Source organism: Aeromonas sp. Y318-1 (genome assembly GCF_027706125.1).
Classification (GTDB): domain Bacteria; phylum Pseudomonadota; class Gammaproteobacteria; order Enterobacterales; family Aeromonadaceae; genus Aeromonas; species Aeromonas hydrophila.
The window spans coordinates 56231-76542 of sequence record NZ_JAPDCM010000018.1; the positions used below are offsets into that span (position 1 = coordinate 56231).

At 62.1% G+C, this 20312-nt stretch carries 19 protein-coding genes and 1 tRNA gene; 10 read left to right on the top strand and 10 right to left on the bottom strand.

Going from position 1 to position 20312, the window contains the following annotated elements; translation table 11 throughout:
* The first annotated feature begins 108 nt into the window (after positions 1–108).
* The 3 genes from OKB87_RS20980 to OKB87_RS20990 are packed head-to-tail and all read left to right on the top strand — an operon-like array spanning position 109 to position 3975.
* Positions 109–1029: an AAA family ATPase gene (locus OKB87_RS20980; protein WP_270828447.1), complete on the top strand. Its 921-nt coding sequence runs from the start codon at positions 109–111 to the stop codon at positions 1027–1029.
* Positions 1029–2015, top strand: coding sequence for a DUF58 domain-containing protein (locus OKB87_RS20985; protein ID WP_270828448.1), 987 nt, complete (start codon positions 1029–1031; stop codon positions 2013–2015). Before OKB87_RS20980 ends, OKB87_RS20985 begins: the two co-directional genes overlap by 1 nt.
* On the top strand, positions 2002–3975 hold the full coding sequence (locus OKB87_RS20990) for a transglutaminase family protein (protein WP_270828449.1): 1974 nt from the start codon (positions 2002–2004) through the stop codon (positions 3973–3975). The genes OKB87_RS20985 and OKB87_RS20990 overlap by 14 nt, the downstream gene beginning before the upstream one ends.
* 64 nt (positions 3976–4039) lie before the next feature.
* Here the strand turns inward: OKB87_RS20990 and OKB87_RS20995 are convergent, their stop codons facing one another.
* Positions 4040–5482 (bottom strand): alanine/glycine:cation symporter family protein, encoded by a 1443-nt coding sequence (locus tag OKB87_RS20995; protein ID WP_011706925.1) that lies wholly within the window; start codon positions 5480–5482, stop codon positions 4040–4042.
* A gap of 744 nt (positions 5483–6226) precedes the next feature.
* On the opposite strand from OKB87_RS20995, the gene tal reads away from it, so the two are divergent.
* Positions 6227–7177, top strand: coding sequence for a transaldolase (gene tal / locus OKB87_RS21000; protein ID WP_016351598.1), 951 nt, complete (start codon positions 6227–6229; stop codon positions 7175–7177).
* 160 nt (positions 7178–7337) lie between these two features.
* Entirely contained in the window at positions 7338–7520 is a 183-nt protein-coding gene (locus OKB87_RS21005) for a DUF3545 family protein (RefSeq protein WP_016351599.1), read from the top strand.
* 51 nt (positions 7521–7571) lie between these two features.
* Here the strand turns inward: OKB87_RS21005 and OKB87_RS21010 are convergent, their stop codons facing one another.
* Positions 7572–8120: a hemerythrin domain-containing protein gene (locus OKB87_RS21010; RefSeq protein ID WP_011706927.1), complete on the bottom strand. Its 549-nt coding sequence runs from the start codon at positions 8118–8120 to the stop codon at positions 7572–7574.
* A gap of 158 nt (positions 8121–8278) precedes the next feature.
* Positions 8279–8947 carry a uracil-DNA glycosylase gene (gene ung / locus OKB87_RS21015; RefSeq protein WP_016351600.1) on the bottom strand — a complete coding sequence of 223 codons (669 nt, stop codon included), beginning with the start codon at positions 8945–8947 and terminating at the stop codon, positions 8279–8281.
* Between the two features lie 830 nt (positions 8948–9777).
* Here ung and grcA point away from each other — a divergent pair.
* The gene (gene grcA / locus OKB87_RS21020; protein ID WP_011706929.1) at positions 9778–10158 is read left to right on the top strand and encodes an autonomous glycyl radical cofactor GrcA; all 381 of its coding nucleotides are present in this window, start codon (positions 9778–9780) and stop codon (positions 10156–10158) included.
* A 114-nt stretch (positions 10159–10272) separates the two neighbouring features.
* Here the strand turns inward: grcA and OKB87_RS21025 are convergent, their stop codons facing one another.
* The 7 genes from OKB87_RS21025 to hemA all read right to left on the bottom strand — a co-directional run bounded on the left by OKB87_RS21025 (position 10273) and on the right by hemA (position 17376).
* Positions 10273–11553, bottom strand: a complete 1281-nt coding sequence (locus OKB87_RS21025) for a dicarboxylate/amino acid:cation symporter (RefSeq protein ID WP_270828450.1) — start codon at positions 11551–11553, stop codon at positions 10273–10275.
* Positions 11554–11859: 306 nt separating this feature from the next.
* Entirely contained in the window at positions 11860–12714 is an 855-nt protein-coding gene (gene kdsA, locus OKB87_RS21030; RefSeq protein WP_270828451.1) for a 3-deoxy-8-phosphooctulonate synthase, read from the bottom strand.
* A 175-nt stretch (positions 12715–12889) separates the two neighbouring features.
* Positions 12890–13690, bottom strand: a complete 801-nt coding sequence (locus tag OKB87_RS21035) for a SirB1 family protein (RefSeq protein ID WP_010633228.1) — start codon at positions 13688–13690, stop codon at positions 12890–12892.
* Between the two features lie 11 nt (positions 13691–13701).
* Positions 13702–14085, bottom strand: coding sequence for a SirB2 family protein (locus tag OKB87_RS21040; RefSeq protein ID WP_016351602.1), 384 nt, complete (start codon positions 14083–14085; stop codon positions 13702–13704).
* 43 nt (positions 14086–14128) lie between these two features.
* Positions 14129–14977, bottom strand: a complete 849-nt coding sequence (prmC, locus tag OKB87_RS21045) for a peptide chain release factor N(5)-glutamine methyltransferase (protein ID WP_270828452.1) — start codon at positions 14975–14977, stop codon at positions 14129–14131.
* Positions 14977–16065 (bottom strand): peptide chain release factor 1, encoded by a 1089-nt coding sequence (gene prfA, locus OKB87_RS21050; protein WP_011706935.1) that lies wholly within the window; start codon positions 16063–16065, stop codon positions 14977–14979. The genes prmC and prfA overlap by 1 nt, the downstream gene beginning before the upstream one ends.
* A gap of 51 nt (positions 16066–16116) precedes the next feature.
* Positions 16117–17376 (bottom strand): glutamyl-tRNA reductase, encoded by a 1260-nt coding sequence (hemA, locus tag OKB87_RS21055; protein WP_016351604.1) that lies wholly within the window; start codon positions 17374–17376, stop codon positions 16117–16119.
* Positions 17377–17497: 121 nt separating this feature from the next.
* On the opposite strand from hemA, the gene lolB reads away from it, so the two are divergent.
* From lolB to OKB87_RS21075, 4 genes are all read left to right on the top strand, one after another.
* The gene (gene lolB / locus OKB87_RS21060) at positions 17498–18082 is read left to right on the top strand and encodes a lipoprotein insertase outer membrane protein LolB (RefSeq protein WP_101614113.1); all 585 of its coding nucleotides are present in this window, start codon (positions 17498–17500) and stop codon (positions 18080–18082) included.
* Between the two features lie 26 nt (positions 18083–18108).
* Positions 18109–18978, top strand: coding sequence for a 4-(cytidine 5'-diphospho)-2-C-methyl-D-erythritol kinase (gene ispE / locus OKB87_RS21065; protein ID WP_024945933.1), 870 nt, complete (start codon positions 18109–18111; stop codon positions 18976–18978).
* A tRNA-Gln gene (locus tag OKB87_RS21070) sits at positions 18958–19032 on the top strand. Before ispE ends, OKB87_RS21070 begins: the two co-directional genes overlap by 21 nt.
* Positions 19033–19341: 309 nt before the next feature.
* Entirely contained in the window at positions 19342–20289 is a 948-nt protein-coding gene (locus OKB87_RS21075; protein ID WP_005298464.1) for a ribose-phosphate pyrophosphokinase, read from the top strand.
* The last annotated feature ends 23 nt before the right edge of the window (positions 20290–20312 follow it).

The following is a 20312-nucleotide window of genomic DNA, read 5'->3' on the forward strand; positions in this document are numbered from 1 at the left end:
AAGTCGCCCACCAAATCATCCAGATTCAATGGGTTATCCATGACTTGCCCCTCTTGCCCGGCCACGGGCGTATAAGCTGTAGAGGCGGCATCACACAGGGAGGCGCACGTGCAGACACAACCACAGATAACCCGGCTGCTGACGGCACTGGAGCAGGTGATCCTCGGCAAGCCGTTGCAGCTCAAGATAGCGCTGGTGACCCTGCTGGCCCGCGGCCACCTGCTGATCGAGGATCTGCCCGGGATGGGCAAGACCACCCTGGCCCATGCCCTGGCGCAGGTGCTGGGGCTCGACTGCCGGCGGGTGCAGTTCACCGCCGATCTGCTGCCGGCCGATCTGCTGGGGCTGCAGATCTTTGATCCCCACCAGCAGCAGTTTCGCTTTCACCCGGGCCCCGTCTTTGCCCAGGTGTTGCTGGCGGACGAGATCAACCGCGCCAGCCCCAAGGTGCAGAGCGCCCTGCTGGAGGCCATGGCCGAGGGCAAGGTGAGCATAGAGGGAGAGAGCCACCCGCTGCCCTCCCCCTTCTTCGTCATCGCTACCCAGAACCCGGTGGATCAGGCGGGTACCTATCCCCTGCCGGAATCCCAGCTCGATCGCTTCGCGGTGCGCCTCTCCCTCGGTTTTCCCACGCAGGAGGCGGAGCGCCGACTGCTGCGCGGGGCCAGCCAGAGCGCGCCCCTCGAGCGGCAGCTGAGCGCCGCCGAGCTGGCCGCCCTGCAGGCCGAGGCGGCGCAGATCCACCTCTCCGATGCCAGCCTCGACTACCTGCTGGCGCTGGTGCAGCAGAGCCGCTTCGACGCCGACCTGCCGCAACCGCTCTCGCCCCGCGCCGCCCAGACCCTGCTGGCGGTGAGCCGGGCCTGGGCACTGGTGGCGGGCCGCCGCTTCGTCAGCGTGGAGGATGTACAGGCGGTCTTCCCCTATGTGGCCGAGCACAGGCTCAGGGGCAGCTTCGGGGTGCAGCGCGGCGAAGCCTGCCCGCTGAGCCAGCGTCTGCTGGCCCGGGTCGATCCGGATCGCCCCTGATGAACTGGCGCCAGCGCAGGGCCAGGTGGCAACAAGGCTGGCTGGCCCGGCGCATCCCGCCGACCCGCCAGATCACCCTGCAGGGGCGCTGCCTGTTCATCCTGCCCACCCGGCTCGGCCTCTGGTATCTGCTGGTGATGCTGGCCATCTATCTGCTCGGCACCAACTACCAGAACAACCTGGTGTTGCTGGTGGCCTACGGCCTCGGCAGCCTGTTCATGGTGGCCATGTGGCTCACCCACCGCAACCTGCTGGGGCTGTCTCTGCTGGGGGGGCCTGCCGTGCTGGGAGAGGCGGGCAGCCCCCTGCCCATGCTCATCACGGTGCGCAGCGAACGACCGCTGCAGGCACTGCAATTCTCCCTCAATGAAGGGCGACTCTGGCTGGCGCAGGTGGATGCGGTGCCGCAACCCCTGCTCCTGCCGGTGCTGGGCCCACGGCGCGGACGCCTGCCGCTGGAGAGGCTGCGGGTGGAGAGCCGCTACCCCCTCGGCCTGTTTCGCTGCTGGACACTGCTGGACCTGCAGCTGGAGGGCTGGCTCGCCCCGGCCCCCGAGTATGGCCCCCTGCGCGGGGAGGCAACGGCCGATACGGCGGGCAACCAGGGGCAGCCCACCCCGGCCTCGATGGGGGATTTCGACATGCTGCGGGCCCACCAGAGCGGGGAGCCGCTGAGCCGGGTCGCCTGGAAGCAGCTCGCCCAGGGACGCGGCCTGCTGGTGAAGCAGTTCTGCGAGCCGGGGCAGGATGATACCCACCTCAGCCTGCAGCGGGTCGGCGGCCGGGATCTGGAGCAGCGGCTGGCGGTGCTCGCCTGGTGGTGTGACGACTATGCCAAGCGGGGCATTCCCTTCAGCCTGACGCTGGCGGGCCAGACGCTCGGGCCGGACAGCGGCGCCGCCTTTTTGCAGCGCTGCCGGCTGGCGCTGGCCCGCGTCGATACCGTGAAGTCGCCGCAGGAGACCGACCTCGATGCTGCTCGATAACCGGCGCCTGCTGCCGCTGCTCGCCCTGCTGCAACTGCTGCTGATCCCGGCACTCTGGCCCCAGCTGCAACTCTGGGTGGTGGTCGTTTCACTGCTCACCCTGGGCGTGCGGGCCATGATGCTGTGGCGGGGCTGGCGCCCGCCGCCCGCTGCCGCGCTGGCACTGCTGGCCATGCTGGGTGTGGCGCTGCTTGGCTGGCAGTGGCGCCAGCTCGGCACCCTGCCGGCCCTCATCAACCTGCTCTGGCTCGGCTACGGCCTCAAGCTCATCGAGGTACGGCGAGAGCGGGATGTGGAGCAGGTGCTGCTGCTCGCCTTCTTTCTCGTTGCGCTGGCACTGGTGCAGCGGCAAAGCATGGGGTGGGCCCTGGCGATGACGGGGGCGCTCTGGCTGGCAGTCACCACCTTGCTGGCGGCGGTGCAGCCCCTCGGCCAGCGGCTGTGGCGCCGGGCCGGGCTCATCCTGCTGCTGGCCATCCCCCTGCTGCTCACCCTGTTTCTGCTGCTGCCAAGGCTCGCACCGCTGTGGCAGATGCCGAGCAGCAGCCGCGCCCTCTCCGGCCTCTCGGAGGAGGTGGCCCCCGGCGACATCAGCGAGCTGGTCAACTCCTCCGAGCTGGCCTTTCGCATCACCTTCGCCGCCGCGCCGCCCCCGCCGAAGGAGCGCTACTTCCCGCTGATGCGCCAGGAGCTGTTCGATGGCCGGCGCTGGTTGCTCAGCGAGCAGGTGCGCCGCTGGCAACAATCCCAATCCGTGCAGATGCCGCCGGCGGCCAACCCGACGACCCCGCTGCCCGCCGGCAGCTATCAGGTGATCGCCGAGCCCCAGCGCCTGCGCTGGACCCTGGCCCAGGCCAACCCCGAGGTGTTGAGCGGCCCGGTCACCTTGAGCCCCCTCACCACCCTCTATCGTCAGGATCGGGGGGATGGCCGCGTCAGTTACCGGGTCAGCACGGCCGCCATGGCGCCACCAGCCGATGACGCTGCCCGTCACCTCAACCTGCAGTTGCCCGCCAGTGGCAACCCCAAGGCCCGGGCCCACGCCCTGGCGCTCAAGGCCCGCCATCCGGCGCCAGAGGCGCTGGCCGCCGCCCTGCTGGGCGAGTTTCGCCAGGGCGACTTCTACTACACCCTGCAGCCGCCGCGGCTGGGGCAAGACGGGGTGGATGATTTTCTGTTCGAGAGCCGGCGCGGCTTTTGTGGTCACTACGCCACGGCCACAGCCTTCGTGCTGCGGGCGGCCGGCGTCCCGGCCCGGCTGGTGACCGGCTACCTCGGCGGTGAGTGGAATCCGAGGGGCAACTATCTGGAGGTGCATCAGTTTGATGCCCACGCCTGGGTGGAGTATCTGGATGAGCAGAACCGCTGGCAGCGGCTCGATCCCACCGCAGCAGTGGCCCCCCAGCGCATCGAGGGGGGCATGCCGGCGGCCCTTGGTGGCGAGTTCGCCGCCGCGGACCCCCTCTCCCTGCAGCGTTATCGCAACTGGGCCCTGCTCAACCAGTTGCGCTGGTGGGGGGCCAATCTCGATTACCAATGGACCCGCTGGGTGCTCAACTATGATGCCGCCAGCCTGTGGCAGCAGCTGGGACAACGCTGGCCGGTGCTGGCCGGCCATACTCACTGGCTGATCCTGGCCGCCCTGCTGGGGGTAGCCAGCCTGGTAGGCGGCCTGCTGATCTGGCGCGGCCCGGCTCCGCTACCCCTGCGGCTATGGCAGCCTCTGCGCTGGCGCGCCGCGCGCCATGGCTGGCAGCCCTTGGCGGGGGAGAGCCTGGCCAGCTGGTGCGAGCGCCTCGCCGACCTCAGACCCTCTCTCGCGCGGCCGCTGCAACAGGGGGCCTGGCTCTACCGGCGCTGGCGTTATGCCCCCTTGTCGGCGGCTCAGCGCCAACGCACTCTGCGCCAGCTGCGACGACGGCTGCGCCAGATCTGCCGGCGCTGGGATGTCCACCACTGACACGCCCAAACAGAAAGGGGAGCCACTGGCTCCCCTTGTTGTCAGACAACGGCGACTGCGAGGCTTATGCCTGCTTGCTGTTTTGCGCCGGATTGTCCCAGATCCCCTCTTCCAGCTGGCTGCGGATCTCGGGGTACTTGTTGGCATCGAAGGTGGGCACCTTGCCCAACTTGAGCTGGTCGTTGTAGTCCCGCGCCAGCTTGATGGCCACCCCGGAGAGCAGCAGAATCGCCACCAGGTTGACGATGGCCATCAGCCCCATGGAGACGTCCGCCATGGCCCACACGGTCGGCAGCTCGCCCACCGAGCCGAACATCACCATGCCCAGCACGAACATCCGGAACAGCATCAGGCCGCCCTTGTGGTTGTGCTCGAGGAACACCAGGTTGGTCTCGGCGTAGGAGTAGTTCGCCACGATGGAGGTGAAGGCGAAGAAGAAGATGGCCGCGGCGATGAAGATGTTGCCACCGCCACCGATCTGGGAGGAGAGCGCCCGCTGGGTCAGCTCCACCCCGGTGATGCCGGAACCCGGCTCAAACTGGCCGGACATCAGGATGATGGCGGCAGTACAGGTACAGATGACGATGGTGTCGAGGAACACCCCCAGCATCTGCACATAACCCTGAGAGGCCGGGTGCGGCGGATAGGGGGTCGCGGTCGCGGCGGCGTTGGGAGCGGAGCCCATGCCTGCCTCGTTGGAGAAGAGACCGCGCTTGATGCCGTTGATCATCGCCTGGGAGATGGCGTAGCCCAGCGCACCGGAGCCGGCCTGTTCAAGACCGAAGGCGGACTTGATGATGAGGCTGAATACCCCCGGCAGCTCACTGATGTTCATGGCTACCACGAACAGCGCCATCAGGATGTAGGCCAGCGCCATGAAAGGCACGACCAGCTCGGCGAAACGGGCGATGCCGCGAATGCCGCCGAAGATGATGAGACCGGAGAGCACCACCAGTGCCAGACCACTGACCCAGTCGGGAATGCCGAAGGCCACGTTCATCGCCAGGCTGATGGAGTTGGCTTGTACCGCGTTGAACACCAGACCGAACGCCAGGATCAGACAGAGCGAGAACAACACCCCCATCCAGCGCATGCCGAGCCCCTTCTCCATGTAGTAGGCGGGGCCGCCACGGTAGTTGCCGTCCTCATCCTTGACCTTGTAGAGCTGGGCCAGGGTGCTCTCGACGAAGGCAGTCGCCATGCCGATGAAAGCGATCAGCCACATCCAGAAGATGGCCCCCGGGCCACCCAGATAGATGGCCACCGCCACCCCGGCCAGATTACCGGTACCCACGCGGGCGGCAAGGCTGGTACAGAGGGCCTGGAAGGAGGAGATGCCGGCGTTGTCTGATTTGCGGCTGTTGCGCAAGACGGAGAACATGTGGCCGAAGTGGCGGATCTGGATAAAACCCAGGCGGAAGGTGAAGAAGATGCCGACGCCGATGAGCAGGTAGATGAGCACGGCTCCCCACATCAGGTCGTTAATCATTGCGATCAAGGTATCCATATTTCTCTCGTTGTTATCACATCCATGGTCAGTCTGCGCTGACCCCTTGCTGTCTGTTTCTGAATTTGCGGTTCACTAAAGGGGCGGAATCTAGCATAGCGAGGGAGTTCAGAATAGTGATCGGGATCACTGCGGAAACAAAAAACGAGCGATCCAGTGCATTAAAGCTTCATTTAACTCGCAAAATTTCAACAAAACTGAGAATCCAATCAATCAGCCGACAAATTAGACCCAAAAGAGCACTTTTTGGCAATTATCTACATAGAGGTAGAGCAAGCAGAGAAGGGGGCAAACCATTACGCAAGCGTTTACCCGTCCGGCCAGCCAAAACCCCTTTATTTCGCCAAACGTTTTACACGTAATAAAATTTCAAGAGGCTGATCGGACAATTTGTGTGATCGATGCCACAAAACCGATAATCAACCAAAAAAGTTGTTTTTGGCGGCCGCTAAATTCACTCCGGCAAAAAGGATAAAAGTCGTTTTTTATCAAATACTTTTAGCCACTCTTTCCCACCGCAGCCAGGGAGTGGCTGATAAGCATACAGCCCCCCCTATTGCAGGATGAGCCACATCCGTATTAATTAGGCAGGCAATGACGATGGGACACACCCATCGCGCTTTTCTGAGCCTGAGCCGCCGGGATTTTGTAATTTTATTTCAGAACTGTCGTCTCACGCCCGCCACCCCCGAGCCAGCACCCTTTGCAAGAAGAGTGCGCCCTCATAAAGAGATGATATTTGCCATGGCCGATAAATTAACCCAGCTGAAAGCCCTGACCACAGTTGTCGCCGACACCGGTGATATCGAAGCCATCAAGCGCTACCAGCCCATCGATGCCACCACCAACCCCTCTCTGGTGTTGAAGGCATCCGAGATCCCCGAATACGCGGCGCTGATCGAAGACGCCATCAACTGGGCCAAAGCCCAGAGCCAGGACAAGGCACAGCAAATCATCGACGCGGGCGACAAGCTGGCGGTCAACATCGGCCTGGAAGTGCTGAAAATCGTCCCGGGCCGCATCTCCACCGAAGTGGATGCCCGTCTCTCCTTCGATACCCAAGCCAGCATCGCCAAGGCCCGCAAACTGATCCGTCTCTACAACGAAGCCGGTATCAGCAATGATCGCATCCTGATCAAGCTGGCTTCCACCTGGGAAGGCATCCGTGCCGCCGAGGTGCTGGAGAAAGAGGGTATCCAGTGCAACCTGACCCTGCTGTTCTCCTTCGCCCAGGCCCGTGCCTGTGCCGAAGCCGGCGCCTTCCTGATCTCCCCGTTCGTCGGTCGCATCCTCGACTGGTACAAGGCCAAGCACAACCGTGACTACACCGCCAGCGAAGATCCGGGCGTGGTTTCCGTCACCTCCATCTACGACTACTACAAGCAGCACGACTACCCGACCGTGGTCATGGGCGCCAGCTTCCGCAACACCGGCGAGATCCTGGAACTGGCCGGCTGCGACCGTCTGACCATTGGCCCGGCCCTGCTGGAAGAGCTGAGCAAGACCGAAGGCGCCGTGGTTCGCAAGCTGAACTACACCGGCGAGCGCAAAGCCAAACCGGCTCCGATGACCGAAGCCGAATTCCGCTGGGAACTGAACCAGGACGCCATGGCCCACGAGAAGCTCGGCGAAGGCATCCGCATGTTTGCCATCGACCAGGGCAAGCTGGAAACCATGCTGGCCAGCCGCCTCTGATGAGAGCAGTCATGAGCCGATGAAAACCGGGTTCCCGCAAGGGAACCCGGTTTTTTTATGGGCGCCGGACCCTTGTCATGTGTTCGTCACGAAAACGTTTTATTTTCAATGCCGTTATGTTATACGGATGGTGAAAACGAGAATAACCAAGGAGGGAGCCATGGAAATGTTCAACTTCGAATATGACGATGTAGTTGAGCTCGGTTCACGTAGCCGCGGGACAACGGGAAAGAAACGTAAATGGCGTGAGATTGAGGCGTTGAAAGACAAGCACCGCCTGCAGAAGGAGCTGCAATCCATCGACATCGCCTACGAAGGTCTCTCAGACGAGATCGAACTGTAAAAACAAGGCCCCGGTTAACCGGGGCCTTGTTTTTTAAGAGAGTGTTTCCCCTCAGGAAGAGAGCGGCAGCGATAGACGCTTGGCCAGTGCCTGAAAGTGCTGGCTGATCTCGGGCCCGAACAGCGGATCCCCGATGGCGCGGTTCTGCCAGATCTGTTCGAGGTGGCGCCAGTCATCCTCGGTCAGCGAGTCGCGCAGATGGGGGAAGATGACCCCCTCCTCGTAGTTCATGTGCGCCTCCTGCAGCGCCACGAACTGCTCCAGCTTGGCGGTAAACTGATCGAGCGGGATCACCGCATCCATCAGGATCATCTCCACCATCTCCTTGAGTTCGGCACCGGCTTCCAGCAACTTGGCATGCTCGGCCTGCAGCCGGTTGGCGACGTCCCCCTCCACTACCCGGTACTTGAGGTAGTAGTCATAAATGATGTCTTCCTTCGGATGGTGATACTTGTCCGACACTTCCCTCAGGTAATCCACCACATCGCGGATCAGGAAATAGCTGACCCGCTGTTCGTCGCGAATGGCGGCGAGCTTGTGTTTGAGCAGATCCAGCAACCTGGCGATGTTGAGATGGTCCTTGTGCAGACTGGCTAGCATGGGCACTCCTTGCGCTGAAATGAGACGATCCTGTTTCGAGTATACGGTCATTTATCGCGCCAACTTTGCACTCAATCAAGTCATCTGCAGACAAAACAGCGGGTAACGCACAATGCCACCCCCCTGTTCATGCTCCCGCTCGCCAGCCGCCGGGCCCCTCACTCGCAGACCGAGTGCCAGTTGATGGGGCTCATCCCCTGCTGGCTCAGCAGCCGGTTGGTTTCGGAGAAGTGACCGCAGCCGATGAAGCCGCGATGAGCAGAGAGCGGGCTGGGATGCGGCGCGCTCAGCACATGATGACGCTGCCTGTCGATGAAGCGCCCCTTCTTCTGGGCATGGGCGCCCCACAGCAGGAAGACCACCCCCTGACAGCTGGCATTGATCTGCTCGATGACCCGGTCGGTAAAGGTCTCCCAGCCCAGATGGGCATGGGAATGGGCCTGGCCCGCCTGGACCGTCAGCACGGTATTGAGCAGCAGCACTCCCTGTCTGGCCCAGGACTCCAGAAAGCCGTGACTGGGTGTGACAAAACCCGGCAGATCCCGCTGCATCTCCTTGTAGATGTTGACCAGCGAGGGGGGCGTGCGCACCCCGGGCAATACCGAGAAGCAGAGGCCGTGTGCCTGATTGGGGCCGTGATAAGGATCCTGACCCAGGATCACCACCTTGACCTGATCCAGCTCGGTCAGCTTGAAGGCATTGAACACGTCGGTCGCCGGCGGATAGATCACCTTGCCCGCCTCCCGCTCACTCCTGACGGTCGCCAGGGTCGCCTTGAAATAGTCCTGCTCCTTCTCGGAGCCAATTACATCAGTCCAGGTCTGCACCCCAATCTCCTCATTGAATCTGTCCGGATGGACGCCCTGTTACCCTGTGCAGGGTCACACCGCCTGATGCGGGTCGGCGCGCCACCATCCTCGATGAATACGGCGGGTTTTGCGGCATGCGGCTTGGCCCATGCCGGGCCATGCGAGCCAGCACGCCGCCATCCTCGCTGAATGCGGCAGGACATGGTGCTGGGCCCAGTGCTGGCATCACCATGCCCTCATTAATGCGGCAAGGGGCTCAGGATAGGGGGCCAGCCCCCGGGACGCAACCTTGGCACCCTCTTCCGAGTCCCCTCGCCCCCGAATGGCCACTGCATCGCAACGGTATGACAACCTCCCGCGCACCCAGCTCTCCCGGCCACTGCGGGCAGCGGGGTCATGGTGACCGTGGCAATCAGAGGCTCGGCTGAGGCAACCTTATATAGATGTGTGAGCAGCAGAGGGAGGGCAAACCTGGCCCAGCCACCTTCACCGCAGGCTTGGCCCCGATGCCCCCACAGAGGAGATGAGGTCGACTCATGCATGACACAAACCCTAAAACATGTAGTTAAATTACTAGATTTAATTAATAGAAGATGCATAATTCAGATACCTTACATAATCAGAAAAATGACCTCTTTTTGATTAATCTCAATAATTTAATCCCTTCTCTCTCGCGCAAACCGCGTATTTTTTGATTTAGATCAATTTTCGTAATATTACCATCGTGGTATATATGACCCAACAAAGTAAAGGTGTAAGGCAAGGGCCCTTTAAATCATCCCGGTGGTTTAAATACATCAGGGTAATTTCCTTACAGTTGAATCCGCTTTCCTATGAGGAGTCATACCATGATCAAGGGCATCCAAATCACCCAGTCTGCCAACGCCGCTCTGCTGAACTCGTTCTGGCTGCTGGACGAAGAGAAGCAACAGGCTCGTTGCATCTGCGCCAAAGGCGACACCTTCGCCGCCGATCAGGAAGTCAGCGTCTCTGACCTGGGCCAGTTCGAATACCGTGAACTGCCGGTACAAGCCGAGCCTGCCGTCGAAGGTGGCCAGCACCTGAACGTCAACGTCCTGCGTCGCGAGACCCTGGAAGACGCCATCGCCAACCCGGAAAAGTACCCGCAGCTGACCATCCGTGTCTCCGGCTACGCCGTGCGCTTCAACGCACTGACTCCGGAACAGCAGCGTGACGTGGTGACCCGTACCTTCACCCAGAGCCTGTAAGTCGCTCTGCAGCAACCGGTATCATGAAAAACGGCCCAAACGGGCCGTTTTTTTATGGCTTGCATTCACCTACTCGCGTTGGCGGCCCTTGCTCGACAGGCGGGCATCGGCGGCTCAATGCTGATCCAGCTTGACGGCTTGCGGCGGGTTGCTCAGCGCCTCGTGCATCTGCTGCTCATCGAGCTGATCGCAGTAACGGGCCACCACCAGGGTTGCCACCCCGTTGCCGATGAGGTTGGTCAGGGCGCGGGCCTCCGACATGAAGCGATCGATGCCGAGGATCAGCGCCAACCCGGCCAGCGGCAGGTGGCCCACCGCCGAGATGGTGGCCGCCAGCACGATGAAGCCACTGCCGGTCACCCCGGCGGCCCCCTTCGAGGAGATGAGCAGCACCACCAGCAGGGTGATCTGCTGGAACAGATCGAGCGGGGTGTTGGTGGCCTGGGCGATGAAGATGGCCGCCATGGTCAGATAGATGGAGGTGCCATCCAGGTTGAAGGAGTAACCGGTCGGGATCACCAGCCCCACTACCGATTTCTTGCAGCCGAGCGTCTCCATCTTCACCAGCATGCGCGGCAATACGGATTCAGAAGAGGAAGTTCCCAGCACGATCAGCAGCTCTTCCCGGATATAGGAAATAAAGCGCAGGATGCTGAAACCATTCGCTCTGGCAATACTGCCCAGCACCAGGAAAATAAACAGCAGGCAGGTCATGTAGAAGCAGGCAATTAATTGTCCGAGCTGAACCAGTGAGCCGATACCATATTTCCCGATGGTAAAGGCCATCGCACCAAATGCCCCAACCGGTGCCAGCCGCATGATCATGTTGATGATCCCGAAAATAACCTGGGAGAAGCTGTCGATGACATTGAATATCACTTTGCCCTTCTCGCCGATATGGTGCAGGGAGAAGCCGAACAACACCGCAAATAACAGCACCTGCAGAATGTTGCCGCTGGCGAAGGCGCCGATCACGCTGCCCGGGATCACGTCCAGCAGGAAGGGGATGATGCCCTGAGCCTTGGCCTGCTCGGCGTAGGCGGAGATGGCACTGGCGTCCAGCGTGGCGGGGTCGACGTTCATGCCCGCCCCCGGTTGCAGCAGGTTGACCACGCACAGCCCGATGATGAGGGCGATGGTGCTGACCACTTCAAAATAGAGCAGCGCGATGGCGCCGGTTTTACCCACCGCTTTCATGCTCTCCATGCCGGCAATACCGGTCACCACCGTGCAGAATATAACCGGGGCGATGATCATTTTGATTAATTTAACGAAACCATCCCCCAGCGGTTTCATGTCCGCACCGAGGTCGGGATATATATGTCCCAGAATGACCCCGAGGGTGATCGCTAACAACACCTGAAAATACAGGCTGCTGACTATTCTTTTCTGCATTCTTAACGTCCTGTCAATTTAATGAGATGTGTCATGGCAGAAATACGCATGCAGCAATCCGTGACGAAATAGTGTTATTTCGCCCGGTTCGTGCCGTTCCCTCATCACAACAGGGGCTACTTTCCCATGTTAAAAAAAGCAATTAATAGACATCAATCACACAACAGATTTAACAACATTAACACCACGGAAACCTAGGTGTATTTATTCTGTGATTGATTTATGCTGGCCAAAGAAATAAAAACAGGCCGCAAACAAAAATGCCCCGCAGTGCGGGGCATTTTTATTGGGCAAGCAAAGCTTGACTCAGCTGGAAGTATCGAGCGGCTCGAAGCCCTTGATGAGATCGTCGATGGCCTTCATCTGCTTGAGGAAGCCTTCCAGCTTCTCCAGCGGCAGCGCGCTCGGGCCGTCGCAACGAGCAATCTTGGGGTCCGGGTGAGATTCAATGAACAGACCGGCCAGACCGACCGCCATGCCGGCACGGGCCAGCTCGGTCACCTGCTCGCGGCGCCCACCGGAGGCAGCCCCCATGGGATCGCGGCACTGCAGGGAGTGGGTCACGTCGAAGATGACCGGATAGCCGCCGGTGCTCTTCTTCATCACCCCCAGCCCCAGCATGTCCACCACCAGGTTGTCATACCCGAAGTTGGCACCGCGCTCGCACAGGATCAGACGGTCGTTGCCGCACTCCTCGAACTTGTCGGTGATGTTCTTCATCTGGCTTGGGCTCAGGAACTGCGGCTTCTTGATGTTGATGACGTTGCCGGTGCGGGCCATGGCCTCCACCAGATCGGTCTGGCGCGCCAGGAAGGCGGGCAGCTGGATGACGTCGACCACCTCGGCCACCGGCTTGGCCTGATGGGGCTCGTGCAGATCGGAGATGACCGGCATGCCGAAGGTCGCTTTCAGCTCCTGGAAGATCTTCATCCCCTCTTCCAGACCCGGACCGCGATAGGAGTGGATGGAGGAGCGGTTGGCCTTGTCCCAGCTCGCCTTGAACACGAACGGGATACCCAGCTTGGAGGTCACTTCCACGTACTTCTCGCACACCGCCATCGCCATGTCGCGCGACTCCAGCACGTTCATGCCGCCGAACAACACGAACGGTTTGTCGTTGGCGACGTCGATGCCATTGACCTTGATATTCTTCTGTTCCATCTCAGGCTTCCTTAGGTAAAAGGGCTTGCAGGGCTTGAATCCACATCCGGCCGCGCTGCCCAAAGCAGCATGGCCTCGATACTCGTCGGTTGTATCTCCCAGGCCTTGCATGCAACGGCATGGGACTCTTCATTCGGCCAGGACCTCGCCATGCAGCGGGGCCGTTACCCGTTCCTCAGTGGAGGGGCTTGGGGCTCAGATCCAGTGCAGCCAGCTGGGCCTTGAGCACATCGGCCACCGGATCGTCCGGGCACTGTTCAATAAAGTATTCAAAATCGTCGGCGGCAAAACGCGGGCAGTCGAGCTGCTCGTAGATGAAGCCGCGATCCCGCGTCTCCAGCGGGTCGCCGGGCTTCATCCGCAGCAGCAGTTCACTGCAGCGCAGCGCCTCAGTCATCCGGTCTTCCCGCAGCAGGGCGCCCTTGCTGACGTTGAGCAGCCGCTCGATGATCTCCCACTGGCCGGCAGGCTGCAGGTGATCCGAGCTGAGGGTGGCCAGATTGCCGAGGGCCCCGCGCAGCAGCAGCTCGATGTGATGCAGGCTCAGCTCGTCGCCGGTGAAGGGGTCCACATAGACCTCTCCCTCACTGCCGGCAAAGCTCACTAGGAAGTGGCCGGGGAAGCAGATCCCCTCCACATCCAGCCCGAGCTTGCGCCCCAGCTGAATGATGAGGATGCCAAGGCTGACCGGAATGCCCTGCTTGCGGGCCAGGACCTGGGCCAGATCGCAGTTGGCCACCGAGAAGTAGTCCTGCCAGTCGCCGTGAAAGCCTAAGGTCTGGTAGAAGCCCTGCAACAGCTGGCGGCGCACCTGGTCGCAATCCCCTTCCTCGATGGCCTCGTCCAGCCAGGCGTCGAGCCGGGCCAGCTCCGCCGTCCCGCGGCCACTGATGCCATGGATCTCATCGCTCACCGACAGCGCCAGCTCGGCGATGTCATGGGCTTCGAAATCGGTCCATTCGTCTACACGTATCATCGTCATCATCCTTAACCGAACAGGCTGGCCTGCTTGTAGACGGCCAGCTTGGCGATGAAGAAGACCCAGCCGAGGGCTCCCAGAAACGCAAACCAGCGGATGCCGTTACTGCGGGCCAGGCGCAGTGCCATCATGGCCAGAAAGGCCACCACCAGGATGGCGGTCAGCTTTTCGCTGAGCCAGGGGGTGGCGTTGTTGAGCGGGTTGAGATCCAGCACCATGCACAGCAGCACGCCGGAGAGCACCACCAGGCCGTTGAGCCAGCCGCTCAACCTGAGGGTTCGGGCGCTGGCGGCGCGGTTCGAGCCGGTCTGCAGCCAATAGAAGCGCAACATGAACATCAGCACGGCCAAGCCTATCAGCAGCAGGTGCAGATGTTTGATAGCAAAATACATAACGTGTCCTTGAACAAAGGCAGGCCCGGCCTGCCCGTCATCATCACTGAGCCAGCCGCCCCAGGGTCACCCGCTCGTTATCGCCGTAATCGCGCACGGTTTCCACCTGAAGGTAGCCCTGCTGCAGCAGGAGTTGACGCACCGCCTCCCCCTGCTGCCAGCCATGCTCCAGCAACAGCCAGCCGCCCGGCAGCAGATGGGTCGGCGCACCCGCCACGATCAGCCGGATATCCGCCAGCCCCTGCTCGTCCGCCACCAGGGCGGAGCGAGGTTCGAAGCGCACATCCCCCTCATCGAGGTGCGGATCCGCCCCGTCGATGTAGGGCGGGTTGGAGACGATCATGGCAAAGCGCGGCGCCTTGCTTGACGAGGAATCGACCAGCGGCTCAAACCAGCTACCGTCGCGCACCTCGATGGGCAGACCAAGGGCGGCGCTGTTGGCACGCGCCAAGGCTGCCGCTGCCGGCATCCTGTCCACCGCCCATACATCGGCATCCGGTCGCTCCGACTTGAGCGCCAGTGCAATGGCGCCGGTGCCGGTGCCCAGATCCAGCACGGCGCAGGGGCCTGCTGGCAGCCGCGCCAGCGCCTGCTCGACCAGCACCTCGGTGTCGGGGCGCGGGATCAGGGTGGCCGGGCTCACCTTGAGCGGCAGCGACCAGAACTCCCGTTCGCCGATCAGGTGGGCGATGGGTTCGCCATTGAGACGGCGTTCGAGCCAGCCCTGCAGGGTCGCCTGCTGGGCGGCATCGAGCTCGCGCTCCGGCCAGGTCATCAGGTAGCTGCGCCGGCACTCCAGCAGATGGCAGAGCAGCGCATCGGCATCGGCGCGGGGGGACTCCCCCCCTGCCAGGGTCGCCATGATGTGGGCGCGAGCCTGCTGGATCTGCATCAGTTGCTCTCGGCCAGGGAGGCGAGCTGGTCGGCCTGGTACTCCTGGATCATCGGGCTGATGACGCAGTCCAGGTCCCCTTCCATGATCTCGCCGAGACGATAGAGGGTGAGGTTGATGCGGTGCTCGGAGAGGCGCCCCTGCGGGTAGTTGTAGGTGCGGATGCGCTCGGAGCGATCCCCCGACCCCACCAGGTTGCGGCGGGTGCTCTGCTCGGCGGCGCGGTGGCGCTCATCCTCGGCCGCCTGCAGACGGGCGGAAAGCACCGACATCGCCTTGGCGCGGTTCTTGTGCTGGGAGCGCTCATCCTGGCACTCCACCACCAGGCCGGTGGGCAGGTGGGTGATGCGGATGGCGGAGTCGGTCTTGTTGACGTGCTGACCGCCTGCCCCGGAGGCGCGGAAGGTGTCGATCTTCAGCTCCGAGGGGTTGATCTCGATCTGCTCGGCTTCCGGCACTTCCGGCAACACGGCGACGGTACAGGCGGAGGTGTGCACCCGGCCCTGGGATTCGGTTTCCGGCACCCGCTGCACCCGGTGACCACCGGATTCAAACTTGAGGCGACCGTAGACGTGCTCACCCTCTACCTTGGCGATCACCTCCTTGTAGCCGCCGTGCTCGCCGTCGTTGCAGCTGACGATGGAAACCCGCCAGCCCTGGCGCTCGGCGTAGCGCGAATACATGCGAAACAGATCGCCCGCAAAGATCGCCGCCTCGTCGCCGCCGGCACCGGCGCGGATCTCCAGATAGCAGTTGTTGTCATCCTTGGGGTCGCGCGGCAGCAGCATCACCTGCAGCGCCTGCTCCTGCTCCTCGAAGGTCGCCTTGGCCAGCGGCAGCTCCTCCTGCGCCATCTCGCGCAGGTCGGCATCATCCTCTTCCAGCATCTGGCGGGTGGCATCCAGGTTCTCTTCGGCCTGGCGGAATTGCTGGAAAGCGTGAACGATATCTTCCAGCTGGGCATATTCCCGGGTCAGGGCGCGATAGCGATCCTGATCCGCGGCCACGTCCGGCTCGCCGAGCATGGCCTGTACTTCTTCGTGGCGCTCGATGAGGCCTTCCAGCTTTCTGATCAGTGACGGGTTCATAAATCTTGTGTTCTCGATGGAGGACGGGACGACCGGCTGGTCGCCCCAAAACTATGACTCTTGTGACAACCCCAGCACCTGGCGCAACTGGGCCAGCTGGTGGTGATCCCCCTGGGCGGCGGCATGGCGCAGGGCCTGGGTCGGTGCGTGGATCAACTTGTTGGTGAGACGGTGGGCCAGCGCCTTGAGCGCCTGCTCGGCATTCTCGCCCTGCTGCAGGGCCAGCAGGGCGCGCTGCAGCTCTTCGTCGGCCACCTGTTGGGACTGGTGGCGGTAATCGCGGATGAGATCCACCGAGTGCTGGCTGCGATACCAGCCCATGAAGTCGTCGCGCTCTTCCTGCACGATGAGCTCGGCCTCGGCGGCGGCCCGCTTGCGGGTCTCGAGATTCTGCTCGATGATCCCCTGCAGGTCGTCCACCGTGTAGAGATAGGCGTCCGAGAGCTCGTCTACCTCCGCCTCGATGTCGCGGGGCACGGCGATGTCCACCAGGAACATGGGCTTGAAGCGGCGGGCCTTGAGCGCGCGCTCCACCATGCCCTTGCCGATGATGGGCAGCGGGCTAGCAGTGGAGCTGATGACGATGTCCGCCTCGTGCAGGTAGTCCGGGATCTCTTCGAGCGTCATCACCTGGGCGCCGAACTCTTCGGCCAGCAGCTGGGCCCGCTGCAGGGTGCGGTTGGCCACCATCATCTGGGTGACGTTCTGCTCGCGCAGGTGACGGGCCACCAGTTCGATGGTCTCGCCGGCGCCGACCAGCAGCACCTTGGTCTGGGAGAGATCGGAGAAGATCCGCCGCCCCAGGCTCACCGCGGCAAAGGCCACCGACACGGCGCTGGCGCCAATCTCGGTATCGGTACGCACCCGCTTGGCCACCGAGAAGGATTTCTGGAACAAACGCTCCAGCGATCCCTTCACCGCCTCGGACTGCTGGGCATGGGCGTAGGATTGCTTGATCTGCCCCAGGATCTGCGGCTCCCCCAGCACCAGGGAGTCGAGCCCGCAGGCCACCCGCATCAGGTGACGGACCGCCTCCTCGTCCTGATGCTGGTAGATGGCGGAGACCACCTCGGCCGCATCCAGACCGTGGAAACGCTGCAGCCACTGCAACACCTGCTCGCCCTGCCCCTGCGCCAGGCTGCAGTAAAGCTCGGTGCGGTTGCAGGTCGAGACGATCACCGCCTCGCTTACACCGGGTTGGGCGACCAGCTCACGCAAGGCGCGATCGATGCAGTCCGGGCCGAAGGCGACCCGCTCCCGCAAGGCGACACTGGCGGTGTTGTGGTTGATTCCGAGGGCAAGCAAACTCATGAGTGGGCGTGGATCGTATCTGTGCGCTGGGAGTAAAGGCTGCCAATTGTACGAGAAAGGGTAAGTCTTTAAAAGCAATACGGCCGCCCCGTATACTGTGGCAAATCACCTTTTCCGGAGCATGACCTTGTTGTTGCGTCTTTTCACCCTTGGCTGCCTGCTGTTGCTGGCCGGTTGCGCCACTACCCAACCCCAGCGTGATCAGGTCAACTGGCAGCAGGAACGTACCCGTCTCGAGCAGCTCAGCCACTGGCAGCTGTCAGGCAAGATGGCCATCATCACCACCCAGCAGAAGGGCAGCGCCCGGGTCAACTGGCAGCAGGATGGCGACGACTACCGCCTCAACCTCACCAGCCTGATCGGCACTCACATCCTCGAGCTCTCCCGCAGCAAGGGCGAGATCACCCTGATCGACAACGAGGGCAACCCGCACCAGAGCCAGGATGCCGAGGCGCTCATCTATCAGCTCACCGGCTGGAACATTCCGGTGGCCGGGCTGCCGGAGTGGATCAAGGGGCTGCCGGGCCAGGCCGAATTCGAGCTCAACCCCGACCGCAGTCTGGCCAGCGTGCGGGACGGTCAGTGGCAGATCGTCTATGGCGATTACCGGGATCAGGACGGCTACCGCCTGCCGCACCTGCTCACCATGACCGGCCAGGGCAGTCGCCTCAAGCTGCAGATCAACCAGTGGACCATAACCCGCTGATGGCGGCCATCGACAAGGACTCCCCCATGAGCGCCATGCGCTGGCCGGCTCCGGCCAAACTGAATCTCTTTTTGCACGTCAACGGCCGTCGCCCGGATGGCTACCACGAGCTGCAGACCCTGTTCATCTTCCTCAACCACGGCGACTGGCTCGAGTTCGAGCCGCTCACCGATACCGACTTGCTCACCCTGAGCCCCGCCATTCCCGGCGTGCCCGACGAGCAGAACCTGATCATCCGCGCCGCCCGCCTGCTGCAGGCAAAACTGCCAAGCCCGCAGGGAGCCCATATCCGGCTGGAGAAGGTGCTGCCCATGGGCGGCGGCATCGGCGGCGGCTCGTCGGACGCGGCCACTACCCTGGTCGCCCTCAACCACCTGTGGCAGGCCGGCTTGAGTGAAGACGAGCTGGCCGAGCTCGGCGTCCAGCTGGGCGCCGACGTGCCGGTATTCGTGCGCGGCAAGGCCGCCTTTGCCGAGGGGGTCGGTGAGCGGTTGCAGCCGGTCGAGCTGCCGAGTGCCTGGTATCTGGTGCTCAAGCCCGATTGCCATGTGGCGACCGCCGCCGTGTTCCAGGATCCGGACCTGCCCAGAGATACCCCGAAAATGGCATTGCACAATCTGCTGGAAGGGGAGTGGAAAAACGATTGCGAATTGCTGGTGAAAAAGCGCCACCCCGAGGTTGCCAATGCGCTCGGCTGGTTGCTAGAATACGCGCCGTCAAGAATGACGGGCACAGGAGCCTGCGTCTTTGCTCAGTTTGAAGACGAAGTGGCTGCTCGGGAAGTGTTGGCAAAAGTGCCGAAAGGATGGGATGGGTTTGTCGCCAAGGGCGAGAACATATCACCACTCTTCGCTGCATTGCAACAAGTCAGTGATTGGGGTATCGCCAAGCGGTAAGGCAGCGGGTTTTGATCTCGCCATTCCTAGGTTCGAATCCTAGTACCCCAGCCATCTCCTGAACATCGAACAGGGTATATCGATTCACCTGCCGCAGCAGTCTTGCCGGGAGTGCACACTCCCCCTCGCCGGTTGCAGCACCCATCGTTACCCTCTCGTTGTCGGGAGGTCACTGGTCATCATGGATGACGGGGCGTCGACCAGCACGACGCTCAACCGACTTGCCGCATGCAACGTAGGCACCTGGCCTGAAAGCAGCCTATAGTGGTCTGACCCGTCAACTTGATAAATCGTTTGCCCCAAAACGATAAGGGTCTGAATAAGACTCCCCACATACTGGATGCAACCCCGAGGTTTCAAACCGTGCCTGACATGAAGCTGTTTGCTGGTAACGCAACGCCGGAACTAGCCCAGAAGATCGCAGATCGCCTGTTTATCAAACTCGGCAATGCTGCCGTAGGTCGCTTTAGCGACGGCGAGATCAGCGTACAGATCAACGAGAATGTACGTGGTGGCGATATCTTCATCATTCAATCCACCTGTGCCCCGACCAACGACAATTTGATGGAATTGATCGTGATGGTGGATGCTCTGCGTCGTGCTTCAGCTGGCCGTATTACTGCCGTTATCCCCTACTTTGGTTATGCCCGTCAGGACCGCCGCGTCCGCTCCGCCCGTGTTCCCATCACCGCCAAGGTCGTCGCCGACTTCCTCTCCAGCGTCGGTGTGGATCGCGTGCTGACCGTTGACCTGCATGCCGAACAAATCCAGGGCTTCTTCGACGTCCCGGTCGACAACGTGTTCGGCAGCCCGGTGCTGCTGGAAGACATGAAGTCCAAGAACCTCGAATCCCCCGTGGTCGTGTCGCCGGACATCGGCGGCGTGGTACGTGCCCGTGCCATCGCCAAGCTGCTGGACGATACCGACATCGCCATCATCGACAAGCGTCGTCCCCGCCCGAACGTCTCCCAGGTCATGCACCTGATCGGTGACGTGGCCGGCCGCGACTGCATCATCGTCGACGACATGATCGACACCGGCGGCACCCTGTGCAAAGCCGCAGAAGCCCTCAAGGAGCGCGGCGCCAAGCGTGTATTCGCCTACGCCACTCACCCGGTCTTCTCCGGTTCCGCCGTGGAGAACATCAAGAACTCCGTGATCGACGAACTGATCATCACCGACTCCATCCCGCTCACCGCGGAGATGAAGGCGGTCGACAAGGTCAAGCAGCTGACGCTCTCTTCCGTGCTGGCCGAAGCCATTCGCCGCATCAGCAACGAAGAGTCCATCTCTGCCATGTTTGAGCATTGATAGACCCTGTTGTGACAAAAACC

Excerpts from the sequence above, each read along its gene's own strand:
- OKB87_RS21040 (WP_016351602.1), bottom strand. The coding sequence starts at position 14,085 with ATGTATTTTGCTATCAAACATCTGCACCTGCTGCTGATAGGCTTGGCC.
- OKB87_RS21010 (WP_011706927.1), bottom strand. The coding sequence starts at position 8,120 with ATGCTAGCCAGTCTGCACAAGGACCATCTCAACATCGCCAGGTTGCTG.
- prfA (WP_011706935.1), bottom strand. The coding sequence starts at position 16,065 with ATGAACCCGTCACTGATCAGAAAGCTGGAAGGCCTCATCGAGCGCCAC.
- ispE (WP_024945933.1), top strand. The coding sequence starts at position 18,109 with ATGAGCGCCATGCGCTGGCCGGCTCCGGCCAAACTGAATCTCTTTTTG.
- kdsA (WP_270828451.1), bottom strand. The coding sequence starts at position 12,714 with ATGGAACAGAAGAATATCAAGGTCAATGGCATCGACGTCGCCAACGAC.
- OKB87_RS20995 (WP_011706925.1), bottom strand. The coding sequence starts at position 5,482 with ATGGATACCTTGATCGCAATGATTAACGACCTGATGTGGGGAGCCGTG.
- OKB87_RS20990 (WP_270828449.1), top strand. The coding sequence starts at position 2,002 with ATGCTGCTCGATAACCGGCGCCTGCTGCCGCTGCTCGCCCTGCTGCAA.
- prmC (WP_270828452.1), bottom strand. The coding sequence starts at position 14,977 with ATGCAGATCCAGCAGGCTCGCGCCCACATCATGGCGACCCTGGCAGGG.
- OKB87_RS20985 (WP_270828448.1), top strand. The coding sequence starts at position 1,029 with ATGAACTGGCGCCAGCGCAGGGCCAGGTGGCAACAAGGCTGGCTGGCC.
- OKB87_RS21025 (WP_270828450.1), bottom strand. The coding sequence starts at position 11,553 with ATGCAGAAAAGAATAGTCAGCAGCCTGTATTTTCAGGTGTTGTTAGCG.
- hemA (WP_016351604.1), bottom strand. The coding sequence starts at position 17,376 with ATGAGTTTGCTTGCCCTCGGAATCAACCACAACACCGCCAGTGTCGCC.
- grcA (WP_011706929.1), top strand. The coding sequence starts at position 9,778 with ATGATCAAGGGCATCCAAATCACCCAGTCTGCCAACGCCGCTCTGCTG.
- lolB (WP_101614113.1), top strand. The coding sequence starts at position 17,498 with ATGACCTTGTTGTTGCGTCTTTTCACCCTTGGCTGCCTGCTGTTGCTG.
- OKB87_RS21035 (WP_010633228.1), bottom strand. The coding sequence starts at position 13,690 with ATGATACGTGTAGACGAATGGACCGATTTCGAAGCCCATGACATCGCC.
- tal (WP_016351598.1), top strand. The coding sequence starts at position 6,227 with ATGGCCGATAAATTAACCCAGCTGAAAGCCCTGACCACAGTTGTCGCC.
- OKB87_RS21005 (WP_016351599.1), top strand. The coding sequence starts at position 7,338 with ATGGAAATGTTCAACTTCGAATATGACGATGTAGTTGAGCTCGGTTCA.